This is a genomic window from Clostridium sp. BJN0001, assembly GCF_022869825.1.
In the GTDB taxonomy this organism is placed as follows: Bacteria; Bacillota; Clostridia; order Clostridiales; family Clostridiaceae; genus Clostridium.
Genome location: NZ_CP094971.1, coordinates 154708 through 171242, shown reverse-complemented (window position 1 = coordinate 171242; position 16535 = coordinate 154708). Strand labels below are relative to the sequence as shown.

Sequence of the window (16535 nt, the reverse complement as noted above, 5' to 3'; positions counted from 1 at the left end):
CTGCTAACTGTAATATTATTTTTCATAAACTTCAGGTTTTAGTATCCCTATAAAAGGTAGATTTCTATATTTTTCTGCATAATCAATTCCATATCCTACTATAAAAGCATCTGGTACTTCAAAACCTATGTATTTTACATTTAAATCTGCACATCTTCTTGCAGGTTTATTTAAAAGAGCTACTATTTCTATACTATTTGCTTTTCTAGCTTTTAAATATTTAAGAAGATAACTTAATGTAACACCTGTATCTACTATATCTTCTACAATAAGGATGTCTTTTCCTTCAACATTATGATCTAAATCTTTAAGAATTCTTACTACACCTGATGTTTCTGTAGAATTTCCATAACTTGATACGGCCATGAAATCAATCTCGCAATATGTTGTTATATTCTTTATAAGTTCTGCTGCAAAAACTACTGATCCTTTTAATATTCCAACAACAAGAAGATCTTTATTCTCATAATCTTTGCTTATCTTAGCTGCAAGTTCCTGAATTTTCTCTTTTAGCTCACTTTCTGAAAATAATACTTCTTTAATATCTTGTCTCATGTTACTCATTTGAAATTTCCTCTCTTACTATAATTTCTAATATGTTTTTAGTTGTCTCTGTAACTTTATACTGCTGTGAAAATTTTACTCCAACAATCCATGATATATTTTCATCAAAGCAGATAATAGGTATGTTATTTCTTTTCTCTTTTTCAATTTTCATATCTATAAAAATATCTTTGACCTTTTTATAATTTTTCATACCTAATGGAATTATTTTGTCTCCATTTTTTCTAGTTCTCACAACAATTTTACTCTTTATTTTATCATAATCAAAATATTTGATAAATGCATTCTTATTTAAATTTTGCTCTATATTTCTATCTATTTTTTTAAAATCTAATATATATTTTCCAAAATTTATACTTTTTTCAGTGCACTCATCTCTACTAAGAATTATATCTTTATTATTAATATCAGAATTTTTATTTTTCATGCTTTCTTTTTTTATATAAATGTCTCCATAAACATTTTCTGCATATATATTGTTTGGAAGGTCTACATACTTTCCAGAACTTTTTGCAGAAAGACTGATAATTTCATATATATGCTTCATTTCAAAATCATAATATGAATCTGAAGCTTTAGACATTGCTTTTCTTATGATTCTTGTAAGTATAGCCTCATCTAAAGAGAACATTTTTTTCTTTAGTATAACATAACTATGAAAAACGCTGCAGTATTTTTCATAATTTTGATCAGCCATACTATTTAAATAAGCATTATCTTTCTTTAAAATATCAGTCATTCTGTTTATGGTTTCTATTATATCTTTATTAAAATTATTCTTCATATATGGAAGGATATCAAGTCTTATCTTATTTCTATTATATATTTTCTCAAAGTTAGTTTTATCAATTCTAGGATTTAAATTTTTCAAGCTAATATATTCTTCTACTTCTCTTCTTGTAAGACATAAGATAGGACGTATTATTTTATCTCTCTTAACTTTTATTCCGCAAAGTCCTTCCATTCCTGTTCCTCTCATAAGTCTAAAAAGAACAGTCTCTGCTTGATCATTTTTTGTATGTGCTGTAGCAACCTTATCTATTTTCTCTTTTTCTACAACTTCATCAAAAAAATCATATCTTGCTTTTCTTCCAGCCATTTCAGACGATAGTTTCTCTTCTTCTGAATATCTATTTACATCTACACGTCTTACAAAGCATGGAATATCTAGTTTTTTGCATACTTTTTTTACATATTCTTCATCATTATCAGCATCTTTACCTCTAAGCATATGATTTAAATGAGCTGCATATAGCTTTATATTAAGCTTAGATGATAATTCATATAATATATTTAAAAGGCATAACGAATCAGGTCCGCCTGACAATGCAACTAAAACTTTGTCACCATTTTCAATTAAATGGTTCTCTAAAATGTATGACATTACTTTTTCTTTCAATTAACCACTTCCTAAATCACTTAAAAATCTGTTATGCAATTATATTTTAATTATAACATACTTAAAAGTAAACCTTAATCGCTGAGTCAAAGCTCATAAATTTTTGATGCAATAATGGTCATGTCATCATTTATCTTATTTTCACTTAATATCTTGCACTTATCTAAAATATCTTCTGCTATAGCTCTTGGATCAGATTCCATACATCCTTTAAGATATTCTTCTATCCATAAGAACTTCTGATTTTTAACTTTATCTATATCAAGCACTCCATCTGTAACTGTAATTATTATATCTCCTGGCATTAAATTCTCATTTATTTTTTCAACATCAACTTTATCTACTATTCCAAAAGGAAGATTTTTTGAATTTATAACTTTAACCTTTTTCCCTCTTTTAATAAATGAGCATACCGAACCTATTTTTATAAAAATACTTTGCCCATTATAAAGATCAATTTCGCATAAATCAAGTGTTGAATACTTTTCCGATTCTGCAAATTTCATATCCATTATTGAATTTACCATATTTACAGTAACATCTTCATCAAAGCCTGCATTTATAAATTTTTCTACAAAATCAATAGTTTCTCTGCTTTCAGAAGTAGCATCAGGCCCTGAGCCCATTCCATCACTTATAGCTATCATATACTTACCATTTTTCGTATTTGTAAATGAGTAGCTATCACCACTTATTTCTTCACCTTTTTTTATAGCTGAAGCTCCATATGATACTACATAATATTTAGGTGACTGCTCAAAAGTGACTATAACTCTGTTTTTGTTTGACTTAATAATATATCCGTCCTCTTCTATCTTTACTTTTTCATCTATTATGTCACCTAAAACTGGTGCAATAGTCTCTTCACAGAAGTCAAATCCATGCATATTATCCATTTCTATCTGTATTTTTTTACGGTTATTTTCATCCATATAACAAAAAACATTATTATATCTTATCTTATTTTTTGAAAGCGCATATCTTACTTCAGATTCTAGTTCAGTCAAAATTGAAGTTCCGCTTTTAAAACTAGAAAGAAGATCATTTAGTGTATCTGAAATATTAAGAACATAATCAGATAATATCTTTCTGCTTTCTGATAGTCTCGTTTTTACTGTCTCGTTTATATTATAATTTTTAACTATAGACTCCGCATTTTTAAGTATAGAAAAATTTCTCATACATTTCTTTTCTATTTCAATAGGCAGAATTCTATCCCCATTTTGCACATTTTCAATTATATTTTCAAATAAACTATACGTATTTACAAACTGACTACCCCAACATTTTTTCTTATAACTGCACCCACTACAATTTCTATCTGCAAGTTTTTCAACTAAAATACTGCTTGTTGTTTTTATAAGCAGTTTTTCATTACGAACTGTGCTTCCAAGAACTTTTGATATATACTTAAGGGCAGAATTTATCCTCAGTATTTTCATAGAGAATTCTTCTTTTAAGCCCTCTATACACTGGCTATTGATTATACTTGATTTTTTCTCCACATCTATTTCATATTCAATTTTATTATAAAGTCTCTGTGGAATAACTAAAAATAATATATAACTTAACATAATTTCAATTAAAGATAATAAAGTTACATTTCCTGAATAAAAACCGAGTCCTAAAAAAATAATAAGTGATGCAAGAGAAGAAAAGATTTTTCCTGAATCTTTAAAAATTCCAGCTGAAATACCTCCTATCGAGTAAAATGCAATATTTTGAAACATATCCCCTGAAGAAATTCCTATAACTATTCCAGCCATAACTCCAGTAAGCGCCCCATACATAGCACCCCCACAATACGAAAACGCGAGAACAAAAAGTAAAGATAATATACTTTTTAATGAAATATTTGCTATGTTTATATCTCTTATACCTGATAAAAGCATAGATATAAATATTACGATACTTATTATTTCTTCACTAGAATACATGTAGTTGTTTTCAGTCTGGTAAAGAGAACTTAGTGCATATTTAATAACATAATATATCGGAATAATAGTAAATATTTTAATCAATGACAGAGTAAAGCTTACTCCATAAGAATACTGATTTACCATAATTCCATAAGAGCATGAAATAATAAAAATCAGAATAAACGACAATGATATTTTATGGATTTTATTATAAATAAATAGAAAATATATGCTTAAAACTGCTATAGATAATATATAAAAATACATATCGTCTAAATAAGAAGCAGTGGTTAAATAACCAGCTATAACTGCTATGGCAGAAATTAAGCCTATTTTTTTATTGTCCCTTTCCATGCATGCTATAACATAAGCAATGCCAAAAGGTGCAATTTCTGCTGTGGCGAAATAATTTAATTCTATACCTGCTCTTCCAATAAAAAATCCTGAAATCAATATTAAAAATACATATGCAAAGCTTTTGTTCATAGTTAATAACTTTTTCATCTGATTATTTTTTGGTCTATATACCCCTTCATTAATACCAAGTTGCATTTATATCCACCTCTTCCAAATAATGTAACTTGATTATAGCACCTTATTTAGAAAATAGTTGTCTTATATTGTCATGTCAGCTTTTTTTTATTTTTACATGTTATTTCATTTTTTTCATAAAAAAAATCTATTACTTAAAGTAATAGATTGAAATTCAATTTGGTGCCGAAGACCGGAATCGAACCGGTACGGTATGTTACTACCGCAGGATTTTAAGTCCTGTGCGTCTGCCAGTTCCGCCACTTCGGCACATTTGGTAGCGGAAATAGGACTTGAACCTACGACACTTCGGGTATGAACCGAATGCTCTAGCCAGCTGAGCTATTCCGCCATGTATTCTTTTTTATGGTTGCGGGAGCAGGACTTGAACCTACGACCTTCGGGTTATGAGCCCGACGAGCTACCAACTGCTCCATCCCGCGATATTAAATATTATTAAATTAATAAATTTGGTGCCGAAGACCGGAATCGAACCGGTACGGTATGTTACTACCGCAGGATTTTAAGTCCTGTGCGTCTGCCAGTTCCGCCACTTCGGCACATTTGGTAGCGGAAATAGGACTTGAACCTACGACACTTCGGGTATGAACCGAATGCTCTAGCCAGCTGAGCTATTCCGCCATGTATTCTTTTTATGGTTGCGGGAGCAGGACTTGAACCTACGACCTTCGGGTTATGAGCCCGACGAGCTACCAACTGCTCCATCCCGCGATATTAATAACTTAATAATACTGATCTCAAATATCAAAATTGGTATGATATTTTATGGTTGCGGAGGCAGGACTTGAACCTACGACCTTCGGGTTATGAGCCCGACGAGCTACCAACTGCTCCACCCCGCGATATTAATTATCATTAAATTAAATTTGGTGCCGAAGACCGGAATCGAACCGGTACGGTATGTTACTACCGCAGGATTTTAAGTCCTGTGCGTCTGCCAGTTCCGCCACTTCGGCACATCAATGTTAACAGTTTCTTCTGTCAACGACAAAATTAATTATATCTCACAATTATATATATGTCAATATTTATTTTACACTTTTCTATTTTTTTTAAATTAAAGATAAAAAAAAGGACATTTTTATCTAATGTCCTTCCATTTTATCTAATAGTTTTTCTTGCTTCCTTTGCTTTTGAACTCTTGATGTTTCTTAACATCAACCATTCTATCTTCGCTATCTTTTAAGAATTTTGACATAATATCTTCAAAATTTCCTGCAGACTGTTTCTTGTCATTATTCCAATCTATTTCTATAGGTTTTACTGATCTCTTTCTGACATTAGCCTGCTTAATAGAAAGACTTATCTTTCCATTATCATCTATGGATATTACTTTAACTTTAACCTTATCCTGTTCCTTTAAATATTCTCTTATGTCTTTTACATAAGAATCAGCAACTTCTGAAATATGAACCAAACCTGTTTTCCCTTCAATCTCAACAAATGCTCCAAAATTTGTAATGTTAACAACTGTACCTTCTACTATGTTTCCTACCTCTAAGGCCATACTAAAAAACTTCCTCCTTAAATTTTAAATAAATATTTATTAAAGAATAGTTAACTATTCTAATATTTAATCTTACTTAAAACAGATTCTACTTATCAGCATTATCTGCATCTGAACTAATTACTTTTTCCCCAGGCTTAATCATTCCAAGTCTCTCTCTAGCTAATTTTTCAAGATATTCAGTTGAATCTTTATCTATTTCATTAACCTCATCTTGAAGCCTCTCATTTTTTTGATTTAACTCTGAAATCTGATGTTCTTTATCTACTATTTCGCTTTCAATATTTTTCATTACTATATACTGTCTTATGTATGCTATAGCAAATACTACTATTAAAACTAATATTATTAACTTTTTTAATGTTAACTTTTTCTTCATCTAAAGCCCTCTATTTAAATTATCATAAATATATTTTATACACTAAATCTACAATATTCAAGTAATTTTATTAATTATTTTTATCCATAATCCTGTAAAATACTGTTTTTATTATATAAATTATGTTTTTTATAACTATTCTTATTATTTTTAGAATAATACTTAATATTAATTTATAAAATTTAAAAACATATTTACTTATAAATTTCAAATAAAATAAAGCTGATATTATTATAGATAAGTACACATATATATTAAGCACTACTCCATCCATATAAAGTAAAAATGTAAATAAAATAAGAGATAATAATATAAAGAAAAGAATGTCTTCAATTATGATTATTGCTTTAAATTTACAGCATCCTCTTATAATTCTATATAAGTCAAATAAAAGTCCTGCAATAAATCCTGCAGCAATACTAAAAAAAATTATATTAAACTGGATTATTAATCTTAATGGCATATTTACTTACCTAAATAATCTCTTTATTATACTTTCTTTATTTTTCTTATTCTCTTTTCCATATATTATCGAATCTACATTACCTGTTATAATTACATCTCCATTTTGAACATCAAGTTTATTCATTTTCAATTCATTTCCACTAATCGTTAAGTTGCCAACACTTGTGACAAACTCTATAGTTTCTTCATCAAAGCTTATCACTTCAATAACTCCACTTAAAATTATCCTTTTTCTATTTTCAAGTGTCAGATTCGATTTTTTATTTTCTATTTTATTTTCTGATTTTTTTTCCATAGGAAAGTGCCTCCACTTATTTTTTTCTTATATATTCCTATGAAATTATATTATATTTTATTCTAATTTTCTAAATCTTCATCGTCATCAAAAAGAACATACATTTCTTTTGCATCGTCTTTTCTTACATGTTCAGCTATATTTATAACCTTTGCTTTAAGTACTCTATTTGCAAATGTTATTTTTATAATATCCCCTTCGTTTATTTCTGTCGAAGGTTTTGCCTGTTTATCATTAATTGAAACTCTGCCATTTTCACATGCTTCTTTAGCAACTGTTCTTCTTTTTATTATTCTTGATACCTTTAGATATTTATCTAGTCTCATATTATGCCTCCAAGCCCCTAAAACAAAGACTGTTAAAAAGCATTTTGTTATCTGCTTTTTAACAGCCCTCATTCCCATTATGCTTTTTTTACTTATTAATCTTTTCTTTAAATTCTTTTCCTGCTTTAAATACTGGAACTGTAGTTGCTGGAATATTTATAACTTCTTTAGTTCTAGGATTTCTTCCTTCTCTTGCAGCTCTTTCTCTCTTTTCGAAAGTTCCGAATCCAACTAATTGAACTTTTTCGCCTTCTTCTAAAGCTTCTTCAATACTTTCTATAAATGCTTTTAAAGCAAGTTCCGCATTCTTTTTAGTTAAACTACTTTTCTCAGCCATGCTAGCTATTAACTCTGATTTATTCACAATAACATCCTCCTTAAAATCCAGTTATTTTAATTAGTTAACTGTTTTCATTATTCAAATTATACACATATATTATATCTCCTCTTTGTTTAACCGTCTATAGTAAATATGCATTTTTATCTATTTTTATCAGCATATATACTAAATATGTAAATTATATATTGATAATTCTGTATAAATTAAAAAAAGGATTTCATTTTATGTATTTTTTTTACTGTTTCTTTGAATATAACCATATTTTATCTATTTCTTCTGAAGACATATCTTTCATGTTAATACATTTTTTTGAGCACTCATCTTCAGCAGCTCCTACTCTTTCTATGAATCTATCTATTTCAGCATTCAAAACTTCCTCTGCGTCTATATTCAAAAATCCTGAAAGATTAACACATAAAAATAACAAGCTTCCTATTTTATCTTCTATTATATCCATATTATTCATTTTATATTCATCAAATATTTCGTTTAAATTTTCTTTTACTTTTTCTAATATTTTGTCTATATTTTCAAGATAAAGTCCATCTCTTTTTATCTTTTTTTGTACTTTATATGCTCTTAAAAGTGCAGGAAGTGCCTTAGCTACCCCATTTAATTCATCTTTAAGTGTATTAAACCCTTTTTCATCCTTTTTTATTTCATCCCATTTTACTAATACTTTATTAACTGAATCTACATCTTTTTCATTTGCAAATACATGAGGATGTCTTAATACCATTTTTTCATATATACCTTTTATTACATCAGATATATTGAAATATCCATCTTCTTTTCCTATAGATGAATGGAATACTACTTGAAAAAGAACATCTCCAAGTTCTTCTATAAGTGCATCATAGTCTTTATTATCAATAGCATCTTTAACTTCATAACTTTCTTCAATTACAGCTTTTTTTATTGAATCATGTGTCTGCTTTTTATCCCAAGGGCATCCATTTTCTCCACGAAGAATTTCAACAAGTTCTAAAAGATCATTAAAATCCTTCTTATTATTAACATCTTTTGGAATATATATTGAAGTAAGATAATCTATATCATGCTGCATATCAAGTTCATAAAGTTTAATTTTTCTTATACTTTCTTCATTTTTTATTCCTGCTGCCCTTACAAAATAGATCTCAGTTTCATCATCATACTGATCAAGAAGCGCAAGCTTTACTTCTGATGCTATTAATGTACTATAGACTTGTGTGACTATAGTTCCTATTCTTTTATCAAGTATCTGATTTCTTATATCAAATGCATCTATTATCTTAAGTCCTTCTATTGGATCTATCTTAAGACTTTCCATTACAGCATCTATAAAACTTACTGCTGGAAGTATCTTGTACTCTATATTATTTTTTTTACATAAGTCCATTAAAATTGATACTGATCTTTCTGCTACAAGAGGATGTCCTGGTACAGCATAAATTACATCTCCATATATTTGATGTTTTTCTATAACATCTTTTGCTATGCTGCTATAGACATCATCAAAGCTGTCTTTTGTATTATATATTGAATCATATGTAGTAAATTTAATATTTTCTTTTTTTAAATATTCTACTGTAGGATGCTTTTCTGTTCTTAAAAAAATATTCTTTCCTTTTTTTAATTCATTAAGTGTGCCTACTGTTAATGATTCATACGATCCAGGTCCTAAACCTACTATTTCAATCATTTATTTCTCTCCTTTATAACTTTCCAATTCTTCTTTTTATATCTTTTATATCAAAGACCTTAAATACCACCATCAATATGAAATACATTACTATTGCAATGCATATTGCACAAGGACATGATATCATATTACTCATTGTTTTCCTATATATAATATTATACCCTATTAATGATACAAGTGTCATGATTACTGATGCATAAAATGGTTTTATCAAAATTGAATAAAGATTAAGTTTAATTTTTAGAACCTGTTTCATGGAGATAATATTTAAAATAGTTGAAATAGCATATGCACTAAAACTTGCAATAACAGCTCCATAAATGTTTATATTAGTAAGCTTAACAAGTGTCAATGTTAGAATTATTTTAACTATGCATCCAATTAATAGATTTATTACTGGTCTTATATAATGATCTACTCCTTGAAGGATAGATGTTGTTATCTGTGTTATTATAATAAACGGAATAGTTACTGACATATACTTTAATATTTCTATTCCACCATATCTTTGTGGAAAAATAAATTTCATTATAGGTCCTGCAAAAAAATATAATCCAAAAGTACACGGAATTGCAATTACTGCTGAAAGTTTCATAGACATATATACCTTGTCCTTAAGTTCTGATCTCTTTTTTAATATAAAGCACTCTGCGATAACAGGTATAAGTGATGTACATAATGCCATAGATAAAGTAAGTGGTATATTTATAATTACAGAAGCTTTTCCTGTTAACTGTGCATATAATACTGTTGACTGCGTACTTGTAAATCCAGCCTTTAAAAGATTTTGAGGAACTAAAATTGAATCAATCAGATTCATTACTGTACCAACAGTAGCTCCAAGAGAGATCGGGATTGCTATTCTTAAAAGCTTGTCCAGTATCTTAGAATCTGCTTTTACCTTCTTTATACCATACCATTTCTTTATTTTTCTATATTTAGTATATAAATATTCAAATGCAAAAACAGCTCCAGCTGTTGCTCCAAAAGCAGCTCCGCCTGCTGAGTATTCAATTCCTTTAGGAAGCAAAAATACTGCAAGACCAACTCCAAAAATTACACGTCCGATTTGTTCTACTATCTGCGATATAGCAGAAGGTGTCATATTCTGAAAGCCTTGAAAAAAGCCTCTGAATATTGTCATAAATGATATCACCATAGGTGCGAACGAAATACCTATAAGAGCATAATATGCTTTAGAATCCCATTTAAGAAACGAAATTATCTGCTTTGATCCCATTAAAAGAATAAATGTAGTTCCAATACCTATGATACTCATAAATATTGCAGCCTCTTTTAAAACTTGAAAGCATCCTTCCACGTCATAAATTGCATTTTTTTCTGATATCATTTTAGAAATTGCTATTGGCACTCCTGATGCCATAGCTATAAAAAACATATATAGTGGATAAGACATCTGATAATATCCTATTCCTTCATCTCCTATAAGCATAATTAAAGGCCATCTGAAAAATAGTCCTAAAAATCTTGATACTATTCCCGATACTGCTAGAACTACACTTGCCTTTATTAAAGACTGCTTTTTCATAAAACACCTCCAGATTTATACTTTACTAATAATATGTATTATAAATCTAGAGGTATTATTACTAAATTCACTGTTCCATCTGTTTTCCTAAAAATACAGCAGCTGCCTCTGCAAGTTTTGTTTCAGCATCGCCGAATTCTGTATCATTTTCTTTTGAAAGTATGATAACAGCTCCAATTTGATCTCCAGATGTTACAATTGGTGAAACTACCATACTTGAATATTCATCTTTTTCATCATCGCTATGTAAAGGTATAACTGAATCTTTATCAAATAATACTGTCTTTCTGGAATCCATTACATCAACAAGTTCATTGCTTACTTTTCTATCTATATATTCTTTCTTAGCTGCACCGCTTACTGATACAAAAGCATCTTTATCACATATTAAAACTATATGACCAATAACCTGCTGAAGGCTGTCACAATATTCTTTAGAAAAATCAGTTAGCTCTTCTATAGGAGAATATTTCTTTAAAATTATTCCTCCATCTCTATCTGTAAATATTTCTAGAGGATCTCCCTCTCTTATTCTTAACGTTCTTCTTATTTCTTTTGGAATAACTACTCTCCCTAAGTCATCAATTCTTCTGACTATACCTGTTGCCTTCATTGATTATAAACCTCCTTAAATCACATTAATTATGTTTGCATTAATATTATTTGAAATTTTAGAAATTTTATGCACATATAACGAAATTTTATAGAATTTTTTTTATAATCAATAATATTATTTGTAAAAAGTCGTATAAGATATGTTATAGTATGCACTATTATGTATATAATTAGACATAAATAGAAAATTAAGAATAAAAAAAGAGCCTATAAAATAGTCTTTTCGTACTGTCTATTTTATAGGTTCTTTTATATATCTTATAGATTTTTTAAATTATATATCGTTAAAACTAATTAAAGTTTATCTTCGTATGTTGTTACTCCGATTTCGTCTTTCCATTCCTGCATCTTATCTGTATAAGCCTGTTGTTGTTTCTGCTGCTCTAATTGAGATTTAATCTGGTCTTTAACATCTTCAAGTTTAGTAACCTGAGCATCTTTTAATCCGCTTACTTTAATTATATGATATCCAAACTGTGTCTTCACAGGATCTGAAATCTGTCCGTCTTTTAAATCTTTAAATCCTGCAATAAAATCTGCATCATAATTTTGAGAATTGTAAGCAATAAATCCTAAATCTCCACCATTATCTTTTGTTCCATCAGTTCCATATTTTTTTGCCATATCAGCAAAAGATGAACCTGCATTAAGTTTTGATTTAACTTCATTAGCTTTAGTTAATGATGCATCATAATCTATATTTCCATCACCATCTTTTTCAGCTATTAATATATGTGCTACTGTTGCACCAGCTCCTGTAGAGAACTGAGTATCTTTATTTTCATCATAATAAGACTGTACATCGTCATCAGTTACTTCAACATCTTTTACCATGTCTTGAATAACTGCAGTCATTATTACATTCTTTCTTTGCTGCTCTTTATATTCGTCTTCTGTAATTCCTGCATTTTCAAGTGCTGATTCATAATTATCACCATATGCTGATTTTAATTTTTCTAAAGAATCATCAATCTGCTGATTTATTTCGTCATCTGATGGTGTAAGACCTAATTCATCACTCTTTTTTAATGTTATCTTTTCTGCTACTAAAGTTTCAAGAGCCTGCTGTTTCTGTTTTGTAAGCTGTTCTTTAGCTTCACTGTTACTTTCATAATCTTCTCCATATTGTTGTTTTAGAGAATCAACAATTCCTGACTTTGTAAGATAATCATCTATGTCACCTTTAGTTATTGTGTCTGTTCCGATTTTAGCTACAACAGTCTTACTTATTGCTTCGGGTGTTTTTTGAACCATTTTACATCCTACAAATGATGATGATAAAGCAAATACTGCTATGGCTACAATAAATTTTTTTAATTTTTTCAACATTATTCCCTCACTTATTTTTTATTCTGTAAATATATAATTTAGTATAACAATTTTGTATTTATAATTCAAATTTATTATATTACATTTCCTATTTTACATTTGATTTGTTACAATACTATGTCATGCAATAATTTTTTTAAAAATTCTAATTCTTCTTCTTTTTTTATTTCGGACATTTTTATAATAAAACAAGGCTTTTCTCCAAATTCTAATATTACTTTCTTTCTATAATTATTAATAAGATACTTATATATCTTTATATAATCACATGTATCATCTTGGAATATGAATCTTATTTCATCCTTATTTTCTTTTATTTCTTCAATGCATACATTCTTGGCAAGACTCTTTATATAAGCTATATTCATAAGATTTAAGACTGAATCAGGTATAGAAGAATATCTATCATTAAGTTCATCTTTAATATCATCATAGTCTTCTTGATTCTCAATTGCAGCAATTCTTTTATAGACTTCAATCTTCTGAATTTCATCCTTTATGTAATTCTCAGAAATAAACGCATCAATTTTTAAATCTATTGTGGTTTCAACAGGTTCTTTCTTTATCTCACCTTTTATAAGCTTAACTGTATCTTCAAGCATTCTACAGTAAAGATCATATCCTATTGCTGCCATATGTCCATGCTGAGATGAACCCATAATATTTCCTGCACCTCTTATTTCAAGATCTTTCATCGCAATTTTAAATCCTGAACCAAGCTCTGTAAAATCTTTAAGTGCCTTAAGTCTTTTTTCTGCGACTTCTGATAGTACCTTATCTTTTGTATAAAGAAGATATGCATACGCTATTTTATTTGAACGTCCTACTCTTCCTCTTAGCTGATATAACTGAGAAAGCCCCATCTTATCTGATTCATATATGATTATTGTATTAACATTTTTTATATCCATACCTGTCTCTATTATTGTTGTACACACAAGTATATTATACTCATTATTCATAAATTGAATCATCTGACTTTCAAGTTCTCTCTCTGCCATCTGTCCATGAGCTATTCCTACTTTTCCTTCTGGAACAAGTTTTTGAACATATGCAGCCATTTTTTCTATATTCTCAACTCTATTATAAACAAAATATATCTGTCCGCCTCTGCCTATTTCTCTTAAAATAGCATCCCTTATAAGCTGATCGTTTTGCTCAACTACATAAGTCTGGATAGGATATCTCTCTTCTGGAGGTGTTTCTATTACTGATATATCTCTTACTCCTGATAATGACATATTAAGAGTTCTTGGAATAGGAGTTGCACTTAATGTCAAAACATCAACGTTTTTCTTGACATTTTTTATTTTTTCTTTCTGCTTTACTCCAAATCTCTGTTCCTCGTCTACTATTAAAAGACCTAAGTCCTTAAACTCAATATCTTTTGAAACAAGCCTATGAGTACCAATAAGAATGTCTACATTTCCTTCTTTAAGCCTCTTTAGAGTTTCTTTCTGCTGTTTTGCAGTTCTAAATCTGCTTATCATGTCTATTTTAACAGGGAAATCTGAGAATCTGCTTTTTATATTCTTATAATGTTGTTCTGCAAGAATTGTTGTAGGAACTAAAAAAGCTACCTGTTTATTATCCATTACAGCTTTAAATGCAGCCCTTAATGCGACTTCTGTCTTTCCATATCCAACATCTCCACATAAAAGTCTTTCCATTGGTTTATTAGATTCCATATCCTTCTTTATTTCTTCAAGTGAAGTTATCTGATCTGGTGTTTCTTCATATGGGAACTCATCTTCAAACTGTTTCTGCCATGGCGTATCTTTTTCAAACTTATGTCCCTTTACTGTCACTCTTGTTGCATAAAGTTTAACTAAATCCTGTGCAATCTCATTTATAGATTTTCTGGCTTTTGCCTTTGCTTTTTGCCATTCTGCTCCTCCAAGTTTATTTACTTTTGGAGATTTTCCTTCACTACCTATATATTTTTGTATAAGATCAAGCTGCTCGACAGGAACATAAAGCTTGTCACCTTTAGCATATACAATATCTAAATAATCTCTTTTATGACCTGCAGATTCTATCTGCTTTATTCCCTTATATACTCCTATACCATGACTTGAATGAACAACATAATCTCCTGGTTTAAGTTCAGAGAAACTTCCTATTTTCCCGATTCCTTTTTTCTTTTTTCTTCTCTTTTTAGTATTTCTTTTTGCTTCTCCAAATATTTCTATATCCGAAATTACGCATACCTTTTCTTCAGGAAATTCAAAACCTTTTTCCTGATTTCCAAATGTTATTACAACTTCTCCAAAATTTATATCTTGAATATCGTCTTTGTATGAACTTTGTATTTCATGTTCCATTAAGTTATTTACAAGACGTTCTCCTCTTGGTCTTGTTCCTGATAAAATTACTGTTTTATATCCTTGATCTTTTTTCTCTTTTATAGAAGATATAAGCAGTTCAACATTTCCCTGACAGCTATTTAAAGTTATCGATTTCATAGATTCTTGAAATATTGGTTTTAAGAAATCGTCCTTTACTAGAAGACTTTCAATGGATATAACTGTTTTTTCTTTCATTAATTCTAAAACTTCTTCTTTATCTACAAGAAGATTTCCTTGACCTTTAAAGATGTCTCCTCTTTTCATGAAAGATTCAAAATTTTGATTAAATTCAAGATAAACAGAGTCAATCTTCCCTATACATCTTTTAACATTACACAATATAAACTTGTAATTTTTTAAATAATCAAAAAGATTTTCTGTTTTATCGCAAAAATAAGTAAGATAGCTATCTATATTTTCAAAAGAACCGGTTTCATTTAAAGATTCTATATTCTTATTTATAATTGTTTCAAGTTTGTCTAATCTTTCTTTATCTTTACAAGTCTTTTTTAATTCATTAAATTCATCTAAAAGCTTCTGACACCCAGATTTTTTATCCTCATCTGAAATTATTATTTCTTTTGCTGGAAAAATATCTGCACTTTTTACCTTCTCAATACTTCTTTGTGATACCGTATTAAATGTCCTTATGGAGTCTACTTGATCTCCAAAAAATTCTATTCTATATGGATAGAGTGAACACGTAGGATAAATATCTATTATTCCTCCTCTTATTGAGAACTGTCCTTTTCCATCAACAGCCTCAGTTCTTTCATATCCTGAGCTTACAAGATTTTCTATAAAATCCTTAGTATCTATTTCCTGTCCTTCTTTTACTTTTATACTGTATTTTGAAAATAACTTATGTTCAACATATCTTGTTGTAAATGCATCAATAGAAGTTACTACTATCTTTTTTTTGGAATTTAGTATTTCTTTTATAACTTTGAGTCTTGCCCATCTTAAATCTCCAGAAACAGCATCTATGTTATAAAAAACAGTTTCTTTAGCTGGAAAATAATAAACATTTGTTGTATATAAGTTTAAATCTTCATATATATTTTTTGCTTCTATATCGCTTTCTGTTATTATCACAAGCGATTTTCCTGATTTTTCAAATATCGCATCTATAAGATAATTTTTACCAGAATCAGAAACATCATAAATAGATATGGGGCCTTTTTCTAAACCCATATTTTCAACAATTCTATTAAATTTTTCATTTTCTTTAAGTGGTTTTAAAAGCCCTTCTAATCTCATTTTG

The 16535-nt window shown here is 28.9% G+C and carries 14 protein-coding genes and 8 tRNA genes; all 22 read right to left on the bottom strand.

Translation table 11 applies throughout. The annotated features are described in order from the left end of the window. Window positions 1-15 precede the first annotated feature (15 nt). Entirely contained in the window at window positions 16-555 is a 540-nt protein-coding gene (gene hpt, locus MTX53_RS00805) for a hypoxanthine phosphoribosyltransferase (RefSeq protein ID WP_244835435.1), read from the bottom strand. 1 nt (window position 556) lies between these two features. Continuing rightward, window positions 557-1963, bottom strand: coding sequence for a tRNA lysidine(34) synthetase TilS (tilS, locus tag MTX53_RS00800; RefSeq protein ID WP_244834294.1), 1407 nt, complete (start codon window positions 1961-1963; stop codon window positions 557-559). Between the two features lie 86 nt (window positions 1964-2049). Further along, complete coding sequence (gene spoIIE, locus MTX53_RS00795) at window positions 2050-4434, bottom strand: stage II sporulation protein E (RefSeq protein ID WP_244834292.1); 2385 nt, start codon at window positions 4432-4434, stop codon at window positions 2050-2052. 160 nt (window positions 4435-4594) lie between these two features. Next, window positions 4595-4683: transfer RNA gene (locus MTX53_RS00790), tRNA-Leu, on the bottom strand. A gap of 5 nt (window positions 4684-4688) precedes the next feature. Continuing rightward, a tRNA-Met gene (locus MTX53_RS00785) sits at window positions 4689-4765 on the bottom strand. Window positions 4766-4780: 15 nt separating this feature from the next. After that, a tRNA-Met gene (locus MTX53_RS00780) sits at window positions 4781-4856 on the bottom strand. A gap of 28 nt (window positions 4857-4884) precedes the next feature. Further along, window positions 4885-4973, bottom strand: a tRNA-Leu gene (locus MTX53_RS00775). A 5-nt stretch (window positions 4974-4978) separates the two neighbouring features. Continuing rightward, window positions 4979-5055, bottom strand: a tRNA-Met gene (locus tag MTX53_RS00770). Between the two features lie 14 nt (window positions 5056-5069). Continuing rightward, a tRNA-Met gene (locus MTX53_RS00765) sits at window positions 5070-5145 on the bottom strand. A 55-nt stretch (window positions 5146-5200) separates the two neighbouring features. Further along, a tRNA-Met gene (locus MTX53_RS00760) sits at window positions 5201-5276 on the bottom strand. A gap of 25 nt (window positions 5277-5301) precedes the next feature. After that, a tRNA-Leu gene (locus MTX53_RS00755) sits at window positions 5302-5390 on the bottom strand. 149 nt (window positions 5391-5539) lie between these two features. Next, window positions 5540-5941 carry a S1 domain-containing RNA-binding protein gene (locus MTX53_RS00750; protein WP_244834291.1) on the bottom strand — a complete coding sequence of 134 codons (402 nt, stop codon included), beginning with the start codon at window positions 5939-5941 and terminating at the stop codon, window positions 5540-5542. Window positions 5942-6029: 88 nt separating this feature from the next. Beyond that, window positions 6030-6320, bottom strand: a complete 291-nt coding sequence (locus tag MTX53_RS00745) for a septum formation initiator family protein (protein ID WP_244834289.1) — start codon at window positions 6318-6320, stop codon at window positions 6030-6032. A gap of 70 nt (window positions 6321-6390) precedes the next feature. After that, window positions 6391-6783: a spore cortex biosynthesis protein YabQ gene (gene yabQ, locus MTX53_RS00740; protein WP_244834287.1), complete on the bottom strand. Its 393-nt coding sequence runs from the start codon at window positions 6781-6783 to the stop codon at window positions 6391-6393. Window positions 6784-6789: 6 nt separating this feature from the next. Next, entirely contained in the window at window positions 6790-7080 is a 291-nt protein-coding gene (yabP, locus tag MTX53_RS00735; RefSeq protein WP_244834286.1) for a sporulation protein YabP, read from the bottom strand. A 62-nt stretch (window positions 7081-7142) separates the two neighbouring features. Continuing rightward, window positions 7143-7406, bottom strand: coding sequence for an RNA-binding S4 domain-containing protein (locus MTX53_RS00730; protein ID WP_244834284.1), 264 nt, complete (start codon window positions 7404-7406; stop codon window positions 7143-7145). Window positions 7407-7494: 88 nt separating this feature from the next. Then, the gene (locus MTX53_RS00725; RefSeq protein WP_244834283.1) at window positions 7495-7770 is read right to left on the bottom strand and encodes an HU family DNA-binding protein; all 276 of its coding nucleotides are present in this window, start codon (window positions 7768-7770) and stop codon (window positions 7495-7497) included. A gap of 211 nt (window positions 7771-7981) precedes the next feature. Next, window positions 7982-9430, bottom strand: coding sequence for a nucleoside triphosphate pyrophosphohydrolase (gene mazG / locus MTX53_RS00720; protein WP_244834282.1), 1449 nt, complete (start codon window positions 9428-9430; stop codon window positions 7982-7984). Between the two features lie 13 nt (window positions 9431-9443). Then, a complete protein-coding gene (locus MTX53_RS00715; RefSeq protein WP_244834281.1) occupies window positions 9444-10979 on the bottom strand; it encodes a polysaccharide biosynthesis protein in 1536 nt (511 codons plus the stop codon). A 67-nt stretch (window positions 10980-11046) separates the two neighbouring features. After that, window positions 11047-11592 carry a stage V sporulation protein T gene (gene spoVT / locus MTX53_RS00710; protein ID WP_244834280.1) on the bottom strand — a complete coding sequence of 182 codons (546 nt, stop codon included), beginning with the start codon at window positions 11590-11592 and terminating at the stop codon, window positions 11047-11049. A 296-nt stretch (window positions 11593-11888) separates the two neighbouring features. Continuing rightward, complete coding sequence (locus tag MTX53_RS00705; RefSeq protein WP_348521789.1) at window positions 11889-12923, bottom strand: peptidylprolyl isomerase; 1035 nt, start codon at window positions 12921-12923, stop codon at window positions 11889-11891. 107 nt (window positions 12924-13030) lie between these two features. After that, window positions 13031-16531, bottom strand: a complete 3501-nt coding sequence (gene mfd, locus MTX53_RS00700; protein WP_244834278.1) for a transcription-repair coupling factor — start codon at window positions 16529-16531, stop codon at window positions 13031-13033. Between the last annotated feature and the right edge of the window lie 4 nt (window positions 16532-16535).